Source organism: Streptomyces sp. NPDC001770, assembly GCF_053596135.1.
Window position 1 is genome coordinate 42,233 of record NZ_JBSFFN010000026.1, and the last position, 15,428, is coordinate 57,660.

The 15,428-nt window shown below is 70.6% G+C and carries 15 protein-coding genes; 13 read left to right on the forward strand and 2 right to left on the reverse strand.

All coding sequences use genetic code 11. The annotated features are described in order from the left end of the window. Positions 1-328: 328 nt before the first annotated feature. Together ACWCSV_RS22510 and ACWCSV_RS22515 are read left to right on the forward strand one after the other, a co-directional pair. Entirely contained in the window at positions 329-1,021 is a 693-nt protein-coding gene (locus ACWCSV_RS22510) for a response regulator transcription factor (RefSeq protein ID WP_451144867.1), read from the forward strand. Positions 1,022-1,036: 15 nt separating this feature from the next. Next, a complete protein-coding gene (locus ACWCSV_RS22515; RefSeq protein WP_451144869.1) occupies positions 1,037-2,431 on the forward strand; it encodes a sensor histidine kinase in 1,395 nt (464 codons plus the stop codon). 36 nt (positions 2,432-2,467) lie between these two features. Here ACWCSV_RS22515 and ACWCSV_RS22520 read toward each other — a convergent pair whose 3' ends face one another. Then, complete coding sequence (locus ACWCSV_RS22520) at positions 2,468-3,466, reverse strand: TAXI family TRAP transporter solute-binding subunit (protein ID WP_451144871.1); 999 nt, start codon at positions 3,464-3,466, stop codon at positions 2,468-2,470. Between the two features lie 94 nt (positions 3,467-3,560). Between ACWCSV_RS22520 and miaB the strand changes: the two genes are divergently transcribed. Together miaB and ACWCSV_RS22530 are read left to right on the forward strand one after the other, a co-directional pair. Next, positions 3,561-5,090 carry a tRNA (N6-isopentenyl adenosine(37)-C2)-methylthiotransferase MiaB gene (miaB, locus tag ACWCSV_RS22525; protein ID WP_451144873.1) on the forward strand — a complete coding sequence of 510 codons (1,530 nt, stop codon included), beginning with the start codon at positions 3,561-3,563 and terminating at the stop codon, positions 5,088-5,090. 193 nt (positions 5,091-5,283) lie between these two features. Further along, on the forward strand, positions 5,284-6,018 hold the full coding sequence (locus tag ACWCSV_RS22530) for a class III extradiol dioxygenase subunit B-like domain-containing protein (protein ID WP_451144875.1): 735 nt from the start codon (positions 5,284-5,286) through the stop codon (positions 6,016-6,018). 146 nt (positions 6,019-6,164) lie between these two features. Here ACWCSV_RS22530 and ACWCSV_RS22535 read toward each other — a convergent pair whose 3' ends face one another. Continuing rightward, complete coding sequence (locus ACWCSV_RS22535; protein ID WP_451144877.1) at positions 6,165-6,458, reverse strand: antitoxin; 294 nt, start codon at positions 6,456-6,458, stop codon at positions 6,165-6,167. 160 nt (positions 6,459-6,618) lie between these two features. Between ACWCSV_RS22535 and miaA the strand changes: the two genes are divergently transcribed. From miaA to ACWCSV_RS22580, 9 genes are all read left to right on the forward strand, one after another. Beyond that, positions 6,619-7,557, forward strand: coding sequence for a tRNA (adenosine(37)-N6)-dimethylallyltransferase MiaA (gene miaA / locus ACWCSV_RS22540; protein ID WP_451144879.1), 939 nt, complete (start codon positions 6,619-6,621; stop codon positions 7,555-7,557). An 813-nt stretch (positions 7,558-8,370) separates the two neighbouring features. Continuing rightward, positions 8,371-9,381, forward strand: a complete 1,011-nt coding sequence (locus tag ACWCSV_RS22545; protein ID WP_451144881.1) for a LuxR family transcriptional regulator — start codon at positions 8,371-8,373, stop codon at positions 9,379-9,381. 414 nt (positions 9,382-9,795) lie between these two features. After that, positions 9,796-11,397 carry an AMP-binding protein gene (locus tag ACWCSV_RS22550; protein WP_451144883.1) on the forward strand — a complete coding sequence of 534 codons (1,602 nt, stop codon included), beginning with the start codon at positions 9,796-9,798 and terminating at the stop codon, positions 11,395-11,397. Beyond that, positions 11,394-11,645 carry an acyl carrier protein gene (locus tag ACWCSV_RS22555; RefSeq protein ID WP_451144885.1) on the forward strand — a complete coding sequence of 84 codons (252 nt, stop codon included), beginning with the start codon at positions 11,394-11,396 and terminating at the stop codon, positions 11,643-11,645. The genes ACWCSV_RS22550 and ACWCSV_RS22555 overlap by 4 nt, the downstream gene beginning before the upstream one ends. Before the next feature lie 12 nt (positions 11,646-11,657). Next, a complete protein-coding gene (locus ACWCSV_RS22560; RefSeq protein WP_451144887.1) occupies positions 11,658-12,698 on the forward strand; it encodes an amidohydrolase family protein in 1,041 nt (346 codons plus the stop codon). Next, a complete protein-coding gene (locus tag ACWCSV_RS22565; RefSeq protein WP_451144889.1) occupies positions 12,691-13,617 on the forward strand; it encodes a chlorinating enzyme in 927 nt (308 codons plus the stop codon). Before ACWCSV_RS22560 ends, ACWCSV_RS22565 begins: the two co-directional genes overlap by 8 nt. Continuing rightward, positions 13,607-13,885 (forward strand): hypothetical protein, encoded by a 279-nt coding sequence (locus ACWCSV_RS22570; protein ID WP_451144891.1) that lies wholly within the window; start codon positions 13,607-13,609, stop codon positions 13,883-13,885. Before ACWCSV_RS22565 ends, ACWCSV_RS22570 begins: the two co-directional genes overlap by 11 nt. A gap of 111 nt (positions 13,886-13,996) precedes the next feature. Next, positions 13,997-14,917: a hypothetical protein gene (locus tag ACWCSV_RS22575; protein WP_451144893.1), complete on the forward strand. Its 921-nt coding sequence runs from the start codon at positions 13,997-13,999 to the stop codon at positions 14,915-14,917. A 41-nt stretch (positions 14,918-14,958) separates the two neighbouring features. Further along, the gene (locus tag ACWCSV_RS22580; protein ID WP_451144895.1) at positions 14,959-15,414 is read left to right on the forward strand and encodes a GNAT family N-acetyltransferase; all 456 of its coding nucleotides are present in this window, start codon (positions 14,959-14,961) and stop codon (positions 15,412-15,414) included. Positions 15,415-15,428 lie beyond the last annotated feature (14 nt).

The following is a 15,428-nucleotide window of genomic DNA, read 5'->3' on the forward strand; positions in this document are numbered from 1 at the left end:
GCAGTGCGATGACCGTCAGTAGATCTGAGGGAGAATTGAGGATAACGATCCGGCATTCCCTGGATACTCGGTGTGAAGGGGCTGGGCGCCCCGTGCCCGCCGGCGTACCGGGTGGGTAACGGAAACCCCGTCGTAACGGGCCGGGACTTGACTGGATCCCGCGCGTCGGCGTTGATGCCCAGGAGGCTGACGGAAGCGGAACGGAGACCGACGGCGGGTCCTGAGGGCGTGCCCGGGGGAGCGAACGCCGTCTATCGTCTCCTCCTGGGGTGACGCCCTGTAGGCGGCGCCCGGGGATCGCGACCGGCCAACACGGAGAGGAGGGCCAGTGAGACTGCTGCTCGTCGAGGACGACAACCACGTCGCCGCGGCCCTGTCCGCCGTGCTCGCCCGCCACGGCTTCCGGGTTGTGCACGCCCGCGGCGGCGAAGAGGCGCTGCGCGCCCTGCTCCCCGCCGAGCGGGAACCCTTCGGGGTCATCCTGCTGGACCTCGGGCTGCCGGACCAGGACGGTTACGAGGTGTTCGGCAGGATCCGCAAGCGCACCTCCACCCCCGTCATCATGGTGACCGCCCGCGCCGACGTCCGTTCGCGCATCCACGGGCTCAACCTCGGCGCCGACGACTACGTCACCAAGCCCTACGACACCGGTGAACTGCTCGCCCGCATCCACGCCGTCGCCCGCCGCACCACCAGCGGCGAGGACACCGCGCAGATCCCGCCGGCCGCACTGCTCCTCGGATCCGTACGGGTCGAACTGCCCACCCGCCGGGTCAGCGTCGACGGCGCCGAAGTCCAGCTCACCCGGAAGGAGTTCGACCTCCTCGCCCTGCTCGCCCAGCGCCCCGGCGTGGTGTTCCGGCGCGAGCAGATCATCAGCGAGGTGTGGCAGACCAGTTGGGAGGGGACCGGCCGGACCCTGGAGGTGCACGTCGCCTCGCTCCGCGCCAAGCTGGGGCTGCCCGCACTCATCGAGACGGTGCGAGGGGTCGGCTACCGGCTCGTCCCGCCGGCCGTCTGAGGATCTGCCGCTCCGGTGCGTACCCGTCTGCTGCCCCTGCTCATCGTTCTCATGGCCGCCGTGCTGCTCGCGCTCGGCTTCCCCCTCGCGATGAGCGTGGCCGGCGCCGAGCAGCAGAAGGTCGTCATCGACCGGATCGACGACACCGCGCGCTTCGCCGCGCTCGCCCAGTTCATCAGCGAACCCGTCGCTCCCGACGACGAACGCCGCCGCACCCTCCAGGCGGATCTCGACGCCTACGCCACCGTGTACGGAATCCGGGCCGGGATCTTCTACCGCGACGACCGCTACCTGGCCAGGGCGCCGTCCACCTGGAACCTGCCCCGGGAGGGCGAGGGCCGCGCCGCCTTCCAGGAGGCGCTGCTCGGCCGCCGCTCCCACGACCCGCCCCAGGTCTGGCCCTGGCAGCACGGCCGGATCGTCGTCGCCTCGCCCGTCGTGCGCGACGGGGACGTCGTCGCCGTCGTCGTCATCGACTCGCCCACCGACGAGATGCGGGCCCGCATCCTGCACGGCTGGCTGATCATCGCCCTCGGCGAGGCGGCGGCGATGCTGGTGGCGGTCGGGGCCGCATTCCGGCTCACCGGCTGGGTGCTGCTCCCGGTACGGACCCTGGACGCCGCCACCCACGACATCGCGCGCGGCCGGATGCGCTCCCGCGTGGCCGAAGGCGGCGGCCCTCCCGAACTCCGCAGACTTGCCCACTCCTTCAACGAGATGGCCGACAACGTCGAAGAAGTCCTGGAACAGCAGCGGGCATTCGTCGCGGACGCCTCCCACCAACTGCGCAACCCGCTCTCCGCGCTGCTGCTGAGGATCGAGCTGCTCGCCCTCGAACTCCCCGACGGAAACGAGGAGATCGCCTCGGTGCGGCTGGAGGGGAAGCGGCTGGCCCAGGTCCTCGACGACCTGCTGGACCTGGCCCTCGCCGAGCACGCAGAGGCCGACCTCGCCCTCACCGACGTCGCGGCCCTCACCGCGGAGCGTGTCGCGGCCTGGCACCCGGTCGCCGACGGGAAGGGCGTGGGCCTCACCCAGGACGGGGCCCCGGCCGTCACCGCCTGGGCCGACCCGATAGCGCTCTCCAGTGCGCTGGACGCGGTGATCGACAACGCGCTGAAGTTCACCCCGCCCGGCCAGGACGTGACGGTGTCGGTCGCCGCTGAGGGCCCCGTCTCCACCGTCGTGGTCGCCGACCGGGGCCCCGGACTCACCGACGAGGAACTGGCCCGCGTGGGCGACCGCTTCTGGCGGAGCAACCGCCACCAGAACGTCCGGGGCTCCGGCCTCGGGCTCTCCATCTCGCGGGTGCTGCTCGCGGCGGGCGGCGGCACGATCGGCTACGGCCGCAACGAGCCCCACGGCCTGCGGGTCACGGTGTCCGTACCGCGCGACACCCCGCACGCCTGACCAGGCGCTCCGTCGGCCGGGCCGGCCCGGTCTCCGCTACGGCTTGACCGAGCGGTAGTACTCCTGGGCGCCGTCGTGCAGCTGCAGCGGATCGGTGTAGATGGCCGTCCGCAGGTCCACCAGCTGTGCCGAGTGCACCTCCCGCCCGATCCGGTCCCGGCTGTTGATGACGGTACGGGTGAACGCCTCGGTCATCGCCGCGTCCGTCCGGTCCGTGGTCACCAGCAGATTGGCGACGGCGACCGTGGGCACGGACTGCCCCCGCTGCATGTCCGGGTAGGCGTCCGCGGGCATGACCGCCGCGCGGTAGTAGCGGGTCGAACCGCCCGCCGCCTGGAGCCGGCGGATCAGCTCGTCCTCCAGCGGCACCAGCCGCACGTCGGTCCGCCGCGAGAGCTGCTGGACCGCGCTGGTCGGCAGCCCGCCGGACCAGAAGAAGGCGTCGAGCTTCCCCTCCACCATCAGCGAGGGCATGGTGTCGATCCCGGCCGTCACCGGAGTGACCCCCTTGGCGGGATCGACCCCGGCGGCGGTCATCAGCCGGTCGGCGACCAGCTTCACCCCGGACCCGAGCTGCCCCACGCCCACCCGCCTGCCCCGCAGGTCGGCGACGCTCCGCACGGAGGAGGACCGGGGCACGATCAGCTGCACGTAGTCGTCGTAGAGGCGGACGCAGCCGCGGAGCCGCCGCGCCCCGGGCCTGCCGCTCCGCAGATACGTCGCCACGGAGTCGGCGGTGGCGATGGTGAAGTCCGCCTCACCCGCCGCGACCCGCTCGATGTTCTGCTGCGAGCCCTCACTGGTCCGCAGCTGTATGGACACCCCTGGCATGTCCGTGGCGAGCGCCCCTTCGAGCCGCTCCCCGTAGAGCTGGTAGACCCCGGTCCGTACGCCGGTGGAGAAGACCAGGGAGCCACTGGGCGAAGGGCTGTCGAGCGGCAGCACCCACCAGGCCACGAGTCCCACCGAGACCGCGGAGGCGGCGCCCGCGCGCAGCATGCGGCGGCGGGTGGGGGACGGGCCGGTCGGGGACATGGCCGCGATCCTGCCAGCCCGGAGCCCGCGCTGACCAGAGCCGCCCGCGAACGGGCGGGAGAAGGGGCTTTCCCGGAGCGCCTACCCTTGAGGGATGACCAGCAGCAGCGACCGGAGCCTCGCAGTGGACGTTCAAGAACTCAAGAGCTACGAAATCCGTACGTACGGATGCCAGATGAACGTCCACGACTCGGAGCGGCTGTCGGGCCTGCTGGAGGACGCCGGTTACGTCCGCGCCCCCGAAGACGCGGACGGCGACGCCGACGTCGTGGTCTTCAACACCTGCGCGGTCCGTGAGAACGCCGACAACAAGCTCTACGGCAACCTCGGCCGGCTCGCACCGATGAAGACCAAGCGCCCCGGGATGCAGATCGCGGTCGGCGGCTGCCTCGCGCAGAAGGACCGCGACACCATCGTGAAGCGGGCCCCGTGGGTCGACGTGGTCTTCGGCACCCACAACATCGGCAAGCTCCCGGTGCTGCTGGAGCGCGCCCGCGTCCAGGAGGAGGCGCAGATCGAGATCGCCGAGTCCCTGGAGGCGTTCCCCTCCACGCTCCCCACCCGCCGCGAGTCCGCCTACGCCGCATGGGTCTCCATCTCGGTCGGCTGCAACAACACCTGCACCTTCTGCATCGTGCCCGCCCTGCGCGGCAAGGAGAAGGACCGTCGCACCGGCGACATCCTGGCCGAGATCGAGGCGCTCGTCTCCGAGGGCGTCTCCGAGATCACCCTGCTCGGCCAGAACGTCAACGCCTACGGCTCCGACATCGGCGACCGCGAGGCGTTCTCCAAGCTGCTGCGGGCCTGCGGGAAGATCGAGGGCCTGGAGCGCGTCCGCTTCACCTCGCCGCATCCCCGCGACTTCACCGACGACGTGATCGCCGCGATGGCCGAGACGCCGAACGTCATGCCGCAGCTCCACATGCCGATGCAGTCCGGTTCGGACTCGATCCTGAAGGCCATGCGCCGCTCCTACCGGCAGGAACGCTTCCTCGGCATCATCGAGAAGGTGCGCGCCGCGATGCCGGACGCAGCCATCTCCACCGACATCATCGTGGGCTTCCCCGGCGAGACGGAGGAGGACTTCGAGCAGACCATGCACGCCGTGCGCGAGGCCCGCTTCGCCAACGCCTTCACCTTCCAGTACTCCAAGCGCCCCGGGACCCCGGCCGCCGACATGGACGGGCAGATCCCCAAGGAGATCGTGCAGGAGCGCTACATGCGCCTCTCCGCCCTCCAGGAGGAGATCTCCTGGGCGGAGAACAAGAAGCAGGTCGGCCGTGTCCTGGAGGTCATGGTCGCGGAGGGCGAGGGCCGCAAGGACGGCTCCACCCACCGGCTCTCCGGCCGCGCCCCCGACAACCGCCTCGTCCACTTCACCAAGCCGGAGGGCACCGTGCGCCCCGGTGACGTGGTGACCGTCGAGATCACCTACGCCGCCCCGCACCACCTGCTCGCCGAGGGCGCCACCCTCGCCGTGCGCTCCACCCGGTCCGGCGACGCCTGGGAGAAGCGGAACGCCGCCGCGGCCGCCAAGCCCGCCGGCGTGATGCTGGGCCTGCCCACCATCGGCGCCCCCGCCCCGCTGCCGGCCGCCTCCGCGCCGGGCTGCGGCTGCGACTGACCCCGTCCCCACGGCCCCGCCCGGGCTCAAGGAGCCTCCGTCCGGATCGGGCCGTCCGATCCGGACTGAGGACCCCGGTGCGGGCCGTTCGATCCGGACGGAGGACCCCGGTGCGGGCCGTCCGATCCGGACTGAGGCCCCCGGTGGGCAGGGCCCGCTCGTCTGAGGGTGCGCGGCCAGTACGCTGACCGGCATGCTTGTCGCCGCCGCCGTGAGCCCCTGCCCGCCCCTGCTGGTCCCCGAGGTCGCCGCGGGGGCCGCCCCCGAGCTCGACCCGGTCCGGGCCGCCTGTGCCGAAGCCCTCGCCGTCCTCGCCCGGTCCCGCCCCGGTCTGCTGGTCGTGGTCGGGCCCGCGGCGGAGGGCGGACGGGGCACCTTCCCGGCGGGGAGCACCGGGGACTTCCGTGGCTTCGGCGTCGACCTCGACGTCCGGCTGGGCACCGGCACCCCTGCCGGCTCCGCTCCTGACGAGGGAACACCTTCCCGGCCGCTGCCCGCCTCGCTCGCCGTCGGCGCCTGGCTGCTCGCGACGGCCGGCTGGACCGCGTCTCCCGTCGAAGGGCTCGGCGTCGGCGAACCGCTCTCCCCGGAGCGCTGTGCCGAGGCCGGCCGGGGGCTGGCGGAGCGCGCGGAGCGGGTGGCCCTGCTGGTGATGGGCGACGGCAGCGCCTGCCGCACGGTCAAGGCGCCCGGCTATCTGGACCCCCGCGCCGAGGGATTCGACGCCGCCACCTCACGGGCCCTGGGTGCCGCGGACGTGCGGGCCCTCGCGGAACTCGACGCCCCCCTCGCGTACGCCCTGAAGGCGGCGGGCCGGGCCCCCTGGCAGGTGCTCGCCGGTGCCGCGGACGGAGCGGGCCTGCGGGGCCGGGCGCTGTACGAGGACGCGCCGTACGGAGTGGGCTACACCGTCGCCGCCTGGTCCTGAGCCCGGCGCGGTCCGGGGCACTCCGGTCCGGCCGCCGCTTCACCCGTACGGGCCCCGCGAACGGGTGACGGCCGCGGAGCAGGGCTCCGCGGCCGTCCTTTCGGTCCTCCGTACCGGTGCGCCGCCCGGCAGGGCCGTGCCCGGTCTCAGTGGGCCGGCGGCGGCGGGGGCGTACCGCCCGCGCCGCCGAAGCCCGTCGTCGGGCCCGGGCCTTGCCCGTCCTTGTGGCCGAGGCGGTCCACCGTGTCCTTCGCCTTCTGCGTACCGCTCTGGATCTTGTCGCTGTACTTGCCCTTGGTCCTCTGGTCGACCGTGCGCGCGGCCTTGTCCAGGCCCTGCCCGATCTTGCCCCCGTGCTGCTGCGCGAGGTCGCCGACCTTGTCGCCGACCTTCTCCTTCGCCGGTCCCAGCCGGGCCTTGAGATTGTCCAGGAATCCCATGGGTCATCCTCCGTGCCGTGGTCGCTCGGGCCGAGTCCGCTCCCGCACCGGCACTCCTGTCCGGTGCCGCCGATTTTACTCGCGAGGAACAAAAGGTGCTTAGTCGTACAAATGGAGGGTCCCGGTCGGCGCGGCGCGGGAGGTTTGGGAGACTGGGGCGGTGAGAAACCCAGTTCCGGCCCCGCGCGTCATCACCGTCGTCGGCCCCACGGCAGCAGGCAAGTCCGATCTGGGGGTGTTCCTCGCCCAGCGGCTCGGCGGCGAGGTGGTCAACGCCGACTCCATGCAGCTGTACCGGGGCATGGACATCGGCACCGCGAAACTCACCCTTCCCGAACGTGACGGCGTCCCGCACCACCTGCTGGACGTCTGGGACGTGACCCGTACGGCCAGCGTCGCGGAGTACCAGCGCCTCGCCCGCGCGGAGATCGACCGGCTGCTCTCCGAAGGCCGGTCCGCGATCCTGGTCGGTGGCTCGGGGCTGTACGTGAAGGGCACCATCGACGCCCTGGAGTTCCCGGGCACCGACCCCGAGGTGCGCGCCCGGCTCGAACAGGAACTGGCCGAACGCGGCCCCGGCGCCCTCCACGAGCGGCTCGCCGCCGCCGATCCCGGCGCGGGCCGGGCGATCCTGCCCAGCAACGGCCGCCGCATCGTCCGCGCCCTCGAAGTCATCGAGATCACCGGCAAGCCGTTCACCGCCAACCTCCCGGGCGAGGAGCCGGTCTACGACGCCCTCCAGATCGGGGTGGACGTCGAGCGCCCGGAACTCGACGCCCGGATCGCGCTGCGCGTCGACCGGATGTGGGAGGCGGGTCTGGTGGACGAGGTCCGGGCGCTGGAGGCCCAGGGGCTGCGCGAGGGGCTCACCGCCTCCCGCGCGCTCGGCTACCAGCAGGTGCTCGCGGCGCTGGCCGGCGAGTGCACCGAGGACGAGGCGCGCGCCGAGACCGTCCGCGCCACCAAGCGTTTCGCACGCCGTCAGGACTCCTGGTTCCGCCGCGATCCGCGGGTCCACTGGCTCGGCGGCGGGGAGCTGGACCGGGAGGAACTCCCGGACCGGGCCCTGGCGTTGGCCGAACGGGCGGCCACGCTCTGACCGCACGGCGGGCGAGCGGTGGTGCGGCGGGTATCCCCGGCACCGCATCGACGCGGGTCGGAAGGGTCCACGGGCTGCGGGGCCGGTGCGCGGCCGGTCTCGCGGGTCGGCTGCGGCCCGGGTAGCGGAACGTGCCGGGCGGTCCGACGGTGATGCTCCGCCCAGGGCCGTGGCGGTGGATCGGCGCAGGGGCGCGGGACGCCCCTCCGTCCAGGACGCCCGGCGAGGAGTGCGCCGCCCGGTGGACGAGGGTGTGGCCCGCCGGAGCCGGCGGGCTCGGCACCGTCCGGCCACCGGCCACCGGCCACCTTCCCGGAGCCGACGATCCCGCGCACCCGGGCCGGTTGGGCGGCCGTGGTGGCGGATTCCGCGCCGGGCCGGTCCGGTTCGTCGCTCGGCGGCGGCGGATCCCGCACCCCCGTCCCCGGTCCTGACCGCGTGCGGCCGCTTCGAGCACGCTTCGCGCGGCCGGTGGGCTTTCCCGGTTCAGGGCCGCCGGATTTCGGTGGACGCGCACGGCCGGAATCGGAGAGGGGTGAAGTCCGGCCACGCGGCCCGGACGCGCCAGGAAAGAGTGTGCCGTGCGGGCCGCTGGCCAGCTTCTTCCCGTCGTTCCCGCCGAACTCCGCTGTCTTTACGCGGGGTTACCCGCGGTATCTCTGGCCGGAAGCCGCACGGAGCCGCCGACCGGGCCGATGACTGGTTCTGTCCACCTGTCGGACGACGCCTTAACACGATCTCCCATCGGGCTTTATCTTCCCGGTGTCCGGTTACTGCACTGCAGCAAGTTGCCATGGGTGCGAGAAGGCGGAAATGAACACACATGAGGATTCTCCGGCGGAGTTGCTGGACAGCGGGCTTCTCCGGCGCGTGTACGGATTCATGCTCGACGACAGCCGGTGTGACGGGGAGGCGCTCGATGTGGAGAAGGCGTGTGGGCAGCTGGAGGTCTCCGAGGAGCACTTCCACGGGGCGCTGGCCGACCTGGTGACCCTGGGCCTCCTGGTGAACCGTCCCGGGCGGGGCCTGGTCGCGGTCTCGCCCGACGAGGCGACCACCCGCGTCCTGCTCCCGCTGGAGTCCGAACTGCGTTCCAGGCGTGCCCGGGTCGAGGAGGTCAGGCGGCGGCTGGTGTCGTTCTCGCCGGTCTTCGACGCCAGCCTGCTGGCGCGCGAGAACAGGAGGCAGATCGAGCTCATCGACAACCTCCCCGACGTGCGCGAGGCGATCGCCGAACTGTCGGCCAAGGCGTGCCGCGAGATCCTCACGGCCCAGCCGGGCGGCGGCCGACGCGAGGACGTCCTGGTGGAGGCCGCGCCCCGGGACTACGAAACGCTCCGGCGGGGCGTGCAGATGCGCATGCTGTACCAGCACACGGCCCGCAACAGCCGGGGCACCCAGTCGTACGTGGAGCAGGTGACCCGGCGTGGTGCCCAGGTGCGCACGCTGGACGACCAGTTCATGCGTTTCCTGGTCTTCGACCGGGAGTGCGCGGTGTTCGCGAACCCGGCGGACCCCGCCGGTGCCGTGGTGGTGCGCAACCCGTTCGTCATCGCCTTCATGGTCGAGACGTACGAGCGCCTGTGGCTGACGGCCGAGCCCTTCGAGGCGGACGGGGACATCCAGCCGGAGATCATGGACGACCTCAAGGACGCCATCGTGCGGCTGCTGACGGCCGGGATGACGGATGCGGCCGTGGCCCGCCGGCTCGGCATGTCCGTGCGCACCTGCCGGCGCCACGTCGCCGAGATCATGACCACCCTCGACGCGGAGAGCCGCTTCCAGGCCGGTTACCTGCTGGCCCTCCAGGAGCAGCCCAAGTGACCCGTGGCGACGCGCCAGTGCCGTCGCGTCGCCACACTTTCTCCACCTGGGCAGCCCGATTGATCCCTCCTCGCTGCATGCGCCCCTTTTTATTCTCTTGGACATCAAGTTGCCATGCAGCTTGATGCTCCACCGTTTCTCCACTACTCGGCCCGTGGTCCTGGCATTTTGATGCCACAGCGGTGAGCGGCCCGCGGCGAGGTACGGCGGAATTCGCGGGAGCCGGTCACTAGGCGCAGCAACGGACTGAGTGAGGGGCTGGACAGTGAATCGCTTCAGCAAGGCGACTGTTGCGGGAATCGCGATCATCGTGGCCGTCCTGGGCAGTGCGGAAGGTGCTGCGGCCCGGCAGCAGCAATTGCCCGTGAGTTCGACCACCGCCGTGGCCGGCGACACCGGCTGGGGATAAGCCTCGTGTCGACTTCGCTCAACGATCTGTACCAGAACCTGGCGGAACACCCCGCGCGCCGGATGCGATTTCTGTCCCTCGCCGGAAAATCGGTAACAAAGAATTTTCCGCAGATTTACGAGGACGTGCTGGAACTCATGGGTGAGTTCCGCGAACGCGGGATCGGGCCAGGCGACCTGGTGGGCGTCACCGGTCCCAACTCCTACGAGTGGGTCCTGGCCGACCTGGCCCTCCTGGGCCTCGGCTGCGTTCCGGTGGCCCTGCCGCTGGAGCAGCGGGCCGACGCCGCGGCGCTGGGCGGACTCGCCGACAGGTACGGCCTCGTGGCGGTGCTCACGACCTGGCCGGCGGCGCCGGAGTCCGCCCTGCCGGACGGTGTCGCGGTCCTCGGCGAGCGCCCGCTGAAGCTCGTGCCCAGGAACGTCCCCGACGGCGGCCGGCCGGACCTGCCCGAGGACGTCTTCACCATCGCCTTCTCGTCCGGCACCGCGGGCAGCAAGAAGGGCCTGCTGATGTCCGCGGAGGGCGTGGAGAACACCATGCGCACCTCGGCGGAGGCGTGGCGGCTCACCGCCGACGACGACCTGCTGATCGTCATGCCGTTCTCCAACTTCCAGCAGCGGTACCTGTTGTATACGGCCGTCCGCTACGGTGCGGACGTGACGGTGGTCGCGCCGGAGCGGATGTTCCAGAAGCTCAGGGAGCTCCGGCCCACGATCGTCCTGGGGCCGCCCTCGTTCTTCGAACTCGCCGCCAACCGCGTCGGTTCGGCCGGCCTGCGCGAGAGGTGGCCGTACCTCCTCGCCACGGCCCTGCACGCGCTCCTCCCGGGACGGGCGAGCCGCCGGCTGCGCACCCGCCTCGGGCGCGGCTGGATGGACATGTACGGCTCGCGGGTGCGGCTGATGTTCACCGGGTCCGCTCCCGTGCCGCCGCGCACGGTACGGGTGTTCCAGCGCCTGGGCGCACCGCTCTTCGAGGTGTACGGAAGCACCGAGATCGGCTGGATCGCCTTCAACCTGCCGGGGCGGGACCGGATCGGCAGCGCCGGGCGACCGGTCGACCGGGTCGACGTGGACGTCGCCGACGACGGCGAGGTCACCGTGCGCACGCGTCATCCCCAGTGCCTGGGCTACGTCTTCGAGGGGATGGAGACGCAGGACGCGGTCTTCCTGGGCGACGACCGGATCGCGACCGGCGACCTCGGGGCGTTCGACCGGGCGGGCTTCCTGCGGCTCAAGGGCCGCAAGAAGAACGTGATCATCACGCGCAGCGGCGTCAAGATCAACCCCGAGGAACTCGAACTGGACCTGGAGAAGGCCTGCCCGGGTGCCCGGGCGATGGTCGCCTCACCCGACGGCAGCGGGCTGCTGACCTGCGTGGTGTGGCTCGACGGCGAGCGGCATGCCGACCGGGTGGCGCAGGTCGAGGCCTATCTGGACGAATCGAACGCCAAGCGGGAGCCCGCCCTGCGCATTTCGCAGACGGTCTTCCGGTCCGCTGCCGAGCTGAGCTTCGAAGATGGTCTGTTGACGAGAAATTTCAAGTTGGACCGAAACGCGGTCATGCGAAGGGTCTTCACCGAACGGACCGGAGTGGGACGTTGAACACGAGTCAAGCGACTGACGAAGAGATCTGCGGGATCATCGCGAGCGTCATACCGAAGAAGGCGGCCAAGGGCGGTGTCCGCCCCGGCATGAGCCTCCGGGGCGACCTGGGAATCGACTCCCTCGCCCTGATGAGCATTGTCTTCGTCCTGGAGGAGAAGACCGGCATCGACGCCTTCGCCCGGGTCGACGCCTTCGTCGCCGCCGAATCGGTGTCGGACATCATCGACATCGTCCGCAAGGACTGAGGGGCGCCGGCCATGAACGACACCCCCCATACCGAAGAGTCCCGGAACAGCGACGTGCAGAAGATCATCGACTTTCACACCCACATCGCCTCCGGGATGTGTTTCCCCCAGTCGTTCAACGACGGCGTGGTCGACAACATGACCGTCGCCCTGACGAGCAGGGGCCTGCCCGTCACCCGGGACAAGGTCGCCCGCATGCACGCGGGCACCCTGACCGACCCGCTCTGCGACGAGCTGGTCAAGCAGATGGACGAGGCCGCCATCAGCGAGTCCGTCCTGCTGCTGCCCGACTTCACCTACGCGCTCAAGGACAGCACCCACTCCATCGAGGAGCTCATCGACCACCACCGGGCGGTCGTCGAGCGCCATCCCGGGCGCTTCCGGGTGCTGGTGGGGGTCGACCCGCGCTGGGGCGCCGACGGACTCGCCCTGTTCGAGCGGGCCGTCGTGGAGTACGGGTTCGACGGCATGAAGCTGTACCCGCCGTGCGGCTACCAGCTGTCGGACGAGCGTCTCTACCCGTACTACGAGATCTGCGCGCAGTACTCCCTCCCCGTCCTCTCGCACATCGGGGCCACCTCCCCGGTCCTCGACTTCGAGATCGCCCAGCCGATCTACGTCGACAAGGCCGCCAAGGACTTCCCCGGCATCGACTTCGTCCTCGCGCACGGCAGCGTCCACTACCCGGACGAGGTCGCGATGCTGTGCAACAACCGCCCCAACGTCTACGTGGACGTCAGCGGATACGAGGCTTTCGGGGCCTCGGCACTGCGCACGCTCTTCAGCCGGGGCATCAACCACAAGGTCCTCTTCGGCACCGACTGGCCGGTGTTCCGCCTCCAGGGCCGCCAACTGAGCCTGGTCGAGAAGCTGGAGAAGGAAGGGGCCTTCCCGGAGTCGATGAGCGACGCCGACCGGGACCTCTTCTTCCACGGGAACGCGGCACGGCTGCTCGGCAAGAACAAGCTCAAGCAGGCCGCGTCCGGCACCACCGCCCCACCTTTCCCTCCCTCCCTCCCCACTCCGGTTAACGAAGGGCTTCGACGTGTCTGAAAGCACGACCGGGAACGAGTTCCTCGGCCTCACCGACGAACAAATCAAGTTCTTCCAGGAGAACGGCTTCGTCGGCCCGTTCGACCTCTACGGCGAGGAAGAGGCCCCACTGCTGTGGAACCAGGCCATGATCGAGATGGTCACCTCGCAGAACAAGCCGCACAACTCGACGGTCATCAACTACGACCGCCACCTGGACTGCAACACGCTGTCCGAGCACGTCGGCCGCCCGGAGATCGTGCACAAGCTGCGCAGCCTCATCGGTGACGACATCCTGTGCTGGAAGACCAACATCTTCAAGAAGGCCCCGGGCGACGCCGGCACCGGCTGGCACCAGGTGGAGACGTTCGTCGTCGGCGACACCACCACGGAGGCCTCGCCCTCCCTGAAGTACACCGAGGAGGGCGAGGCGTACACCCAGGAACTCACGGTCTGGACCGCGTTCTCCCCGGCGGGCAAGGAGAACGGCTGCCTGCGCTACATCCCCGGCAGCCACAAGAAGTGGTACTACGACGAGTCCAAGCCGCTCACCTACGACGTGGAGAGCAAGTCCCACGACTTCTTCGGCTACGACTACTCCGAACTCCAGCTCGACAGCGACTGGAACCCGGATGACGAAGAGATCTTCGAGATGGAGATGAAGCCCGGCCAGTTCGTCATCTTCCTCGCCAAGTGCATCCACGGCTCGCTGCCCAACGTCAGCGACACCACCCGCCTCGGCTACGCCTCCCGCTACGTCTCGCCCTCGGTGAAGGTGTACGAGGAGGTGGACAGCCTCAGCGAGTTCGGCGACACGATCAGCCTCGACTACCACGGCAGTGTCCTGGTCTCCGGCGAGGACAAGTACGGCCACAACCGCATCCACGCGCAGAACCTGAACGGCGTGCCCTTCAAGAAGGTCGAGACCGATGAGCGCTGACGACCACCGCGCGAAGTTCGCGGAGTTCCTGCGGACCCAGCCCATGACGGCCGGCCTCACCCGCGAGGACGTCGAGCGCGCCACCACCCGCGAGGAGCTGGGCATCAGCTCCCTGAACATGATCCTTCTCCTGGTGAACTACATCAAGGAAGAGGCGAACGACAGCGTCCAGTTGCGCCCCGAGTGGGTGTCCAGGCTGGGTTCCGTCGACGGCATCGTCTCCGTCGTCCGCGAGATCGACGAGAGCGCGCTCGCCGCGGCGAAGTGACACCCACGCCAGCGCGCACGGAGCGGCCCCGCACCGCCGGGCCCACGACGGCGCGTACCCGGATCCGGCGTCCCCCGGCCGCCGGATCCGGGCCCACCGAAACGGGAGACAGTGACTGACAACCCACACATCGCCCTCGGCTCCTTCGCGTGCTCCTTCGGCGCCCTGGAACGCAAGGCGGAGGACATCCCCGGGTTCGAGCGGCTGTGGCGCGAGCAGTCGTCGGACACCGAGTTCGCCGCCATGGGCTGCCGGACCTTCCGCAGGTTCTCCGGCCCGGTCGAGGACCATGTGACCGAGACGGTGCGCGCCACCCTGCGGGACGGGGCGGTACGGCCCGCGGACGTGGACCGCATCGTCTTCGCCACCAGCGACGCCCGGCTCGCCTCGCTGCGGCCCGACTTCGCGGGCGAGGTCCTCGCGGCCCTCGGGCTGGTGCACTGCGTACCCGTGGTGCTCTCCTTCCAGCAGTGCTGCAGCTCGCTCGCCGCACTGGAGCACGCCCGGCACCTGCTGGCCGAGGAAGGCGTACGCAACGTCGTCCTCGTATCGCTCGACTTCACGCCCGACGACGCCGACCGGGTCAGGTCCTTCGCCCTGTTCAGCGACGCCGTCACCAGTTGCCTGCTGACCCGCGACGGGGGTGTGGTGCGCCTGCTGTCGACCGCCGTCGGCGTCGACCACGCGGGCCTGCGGGGCCAGGACTCCTTCGTGTCGCGCCAGCAGGTGGCGCAGTCCACGCTCGCCACCGCCCTGGGCGGGCGCGGCCTCGCGCCGAGCGCGGTCACCAAGGTGTTCCCCACCAACCTCTACCGGCCGGTGGCCCTGTTCAACGCCACCATCGCCGGCATCGGCCGGGAGCAACTGCACTTCACCGGACCGCTGGAGAGCTACGGTCACTGCGGCAACTCCGACTGGATGATCAATCTGGCCGACTACCACGACCAGGTCGGCATCCGGCCGGACGAGACCTACCTGGCCGTGTCCTCGGCCCCCGGGTTCTTCGCCTGCGCGCTGCTCGCAGGCGTCTGAGAGCCGGACCAACCCGCAGACGAGACAGCGAAGGCGACAAGATGAAGATCTCAGTGGACGACCTCTCCGGGCGGGACATCGCCGAGTTCCTCCAGGCCCACGTGGACGAGATGCGGGCGATCACCCCGCTGGAGAGCAAGCACGCCCTCGACCTCGACGGACTGCGCGTGCCCGAAGTCACCTTCTGGACCGCCTACGACGGTGACACCCTGGTCGGCTGCGGAGCCGTCAAGCGCATCGAGGAGGGCCACGCGGAGATCAAGTCGATGCGCACCGAACCCACCCGCAAGCGCTCCGGGGTGGCCTCCCGGCTGCTGGCCCACATCATCTCCGAGGCCCGCGGCATGGGCTACCGGCGCCTCAGCCTGGAGACCGGAGCCACCGACTCCTTCGCCCCCGCCCGCGCGCTGTACGAGAAGTTCGAGTTCACCTACTGCGGCCCCTTTGCGAACTACCGGGAAGACCCCAACAGCGCGTTCATGACGCGCCTCCTGTAGCGCCCACCCCGAAG

Excerpts from the sequence above, each read along its gene's own strand:
- ACWCSV_RS22530 (WP_451144875.1), top strand. The coding sequence starts at position 5,284 with ATGCTTGTCGCCGCCGCCGTGAGCCCCTGCCCGCCCCTGCTGGTCCCC.
- ACWCSV_RS22570 (WP_451144891.1), top strand. The coding sequence starts at position 13,607 with ATGAGCGCTGACGACCACCGCGCGAAGTTCGCGGAGTTCCTGCGGACC.
- miaB (WP_451144873.1), top strand. The coding sequence starts at position 3,561 with ATGACCAGCAGCAGCGACCGGAGCCTCGCAGTGGACGTTCAAGAACTC.
- ACWCSV_RS22520 (WP_451144871.1), bottom strand. The coding sequence starts at position 3,466 with ATGTCCCCGACCGGCCCGTCCCCCACCCGCCGCCGCATGCTGCGCGCG.
- ACWCSV_RS22560 (WP_451144887.1), top strand. The coding sequence starts at position 11,658 with ATGAACGACACCCCCCATACCGAAGAGTCCCGGAACAGCGACGTGCAG.
- ACWCSV_RS22535 (WP_451144877.1), bottom strand. The coding sequence starts at position 6,458 with ATGGGATTCCTGGACAATCTCAAGGCCCGGCTGGGACCGGCGAAGGAG.
- ACWCSV_RS22580 (WP_451144895.1), top strand. The coding sequence starts at position 14,959 with ATGAAGATCTCAGTGGACGACCTCTCCGGGCGGGACATCGCCGAGTTC.
- ACWCSV_RS22545 (WP_451144881.1), top strand. The coding sequence starts at position 8,371 with ATGAACACACATGAGGATTCTCCGGCGGAGTTGCTGGACAGCGGGCTT.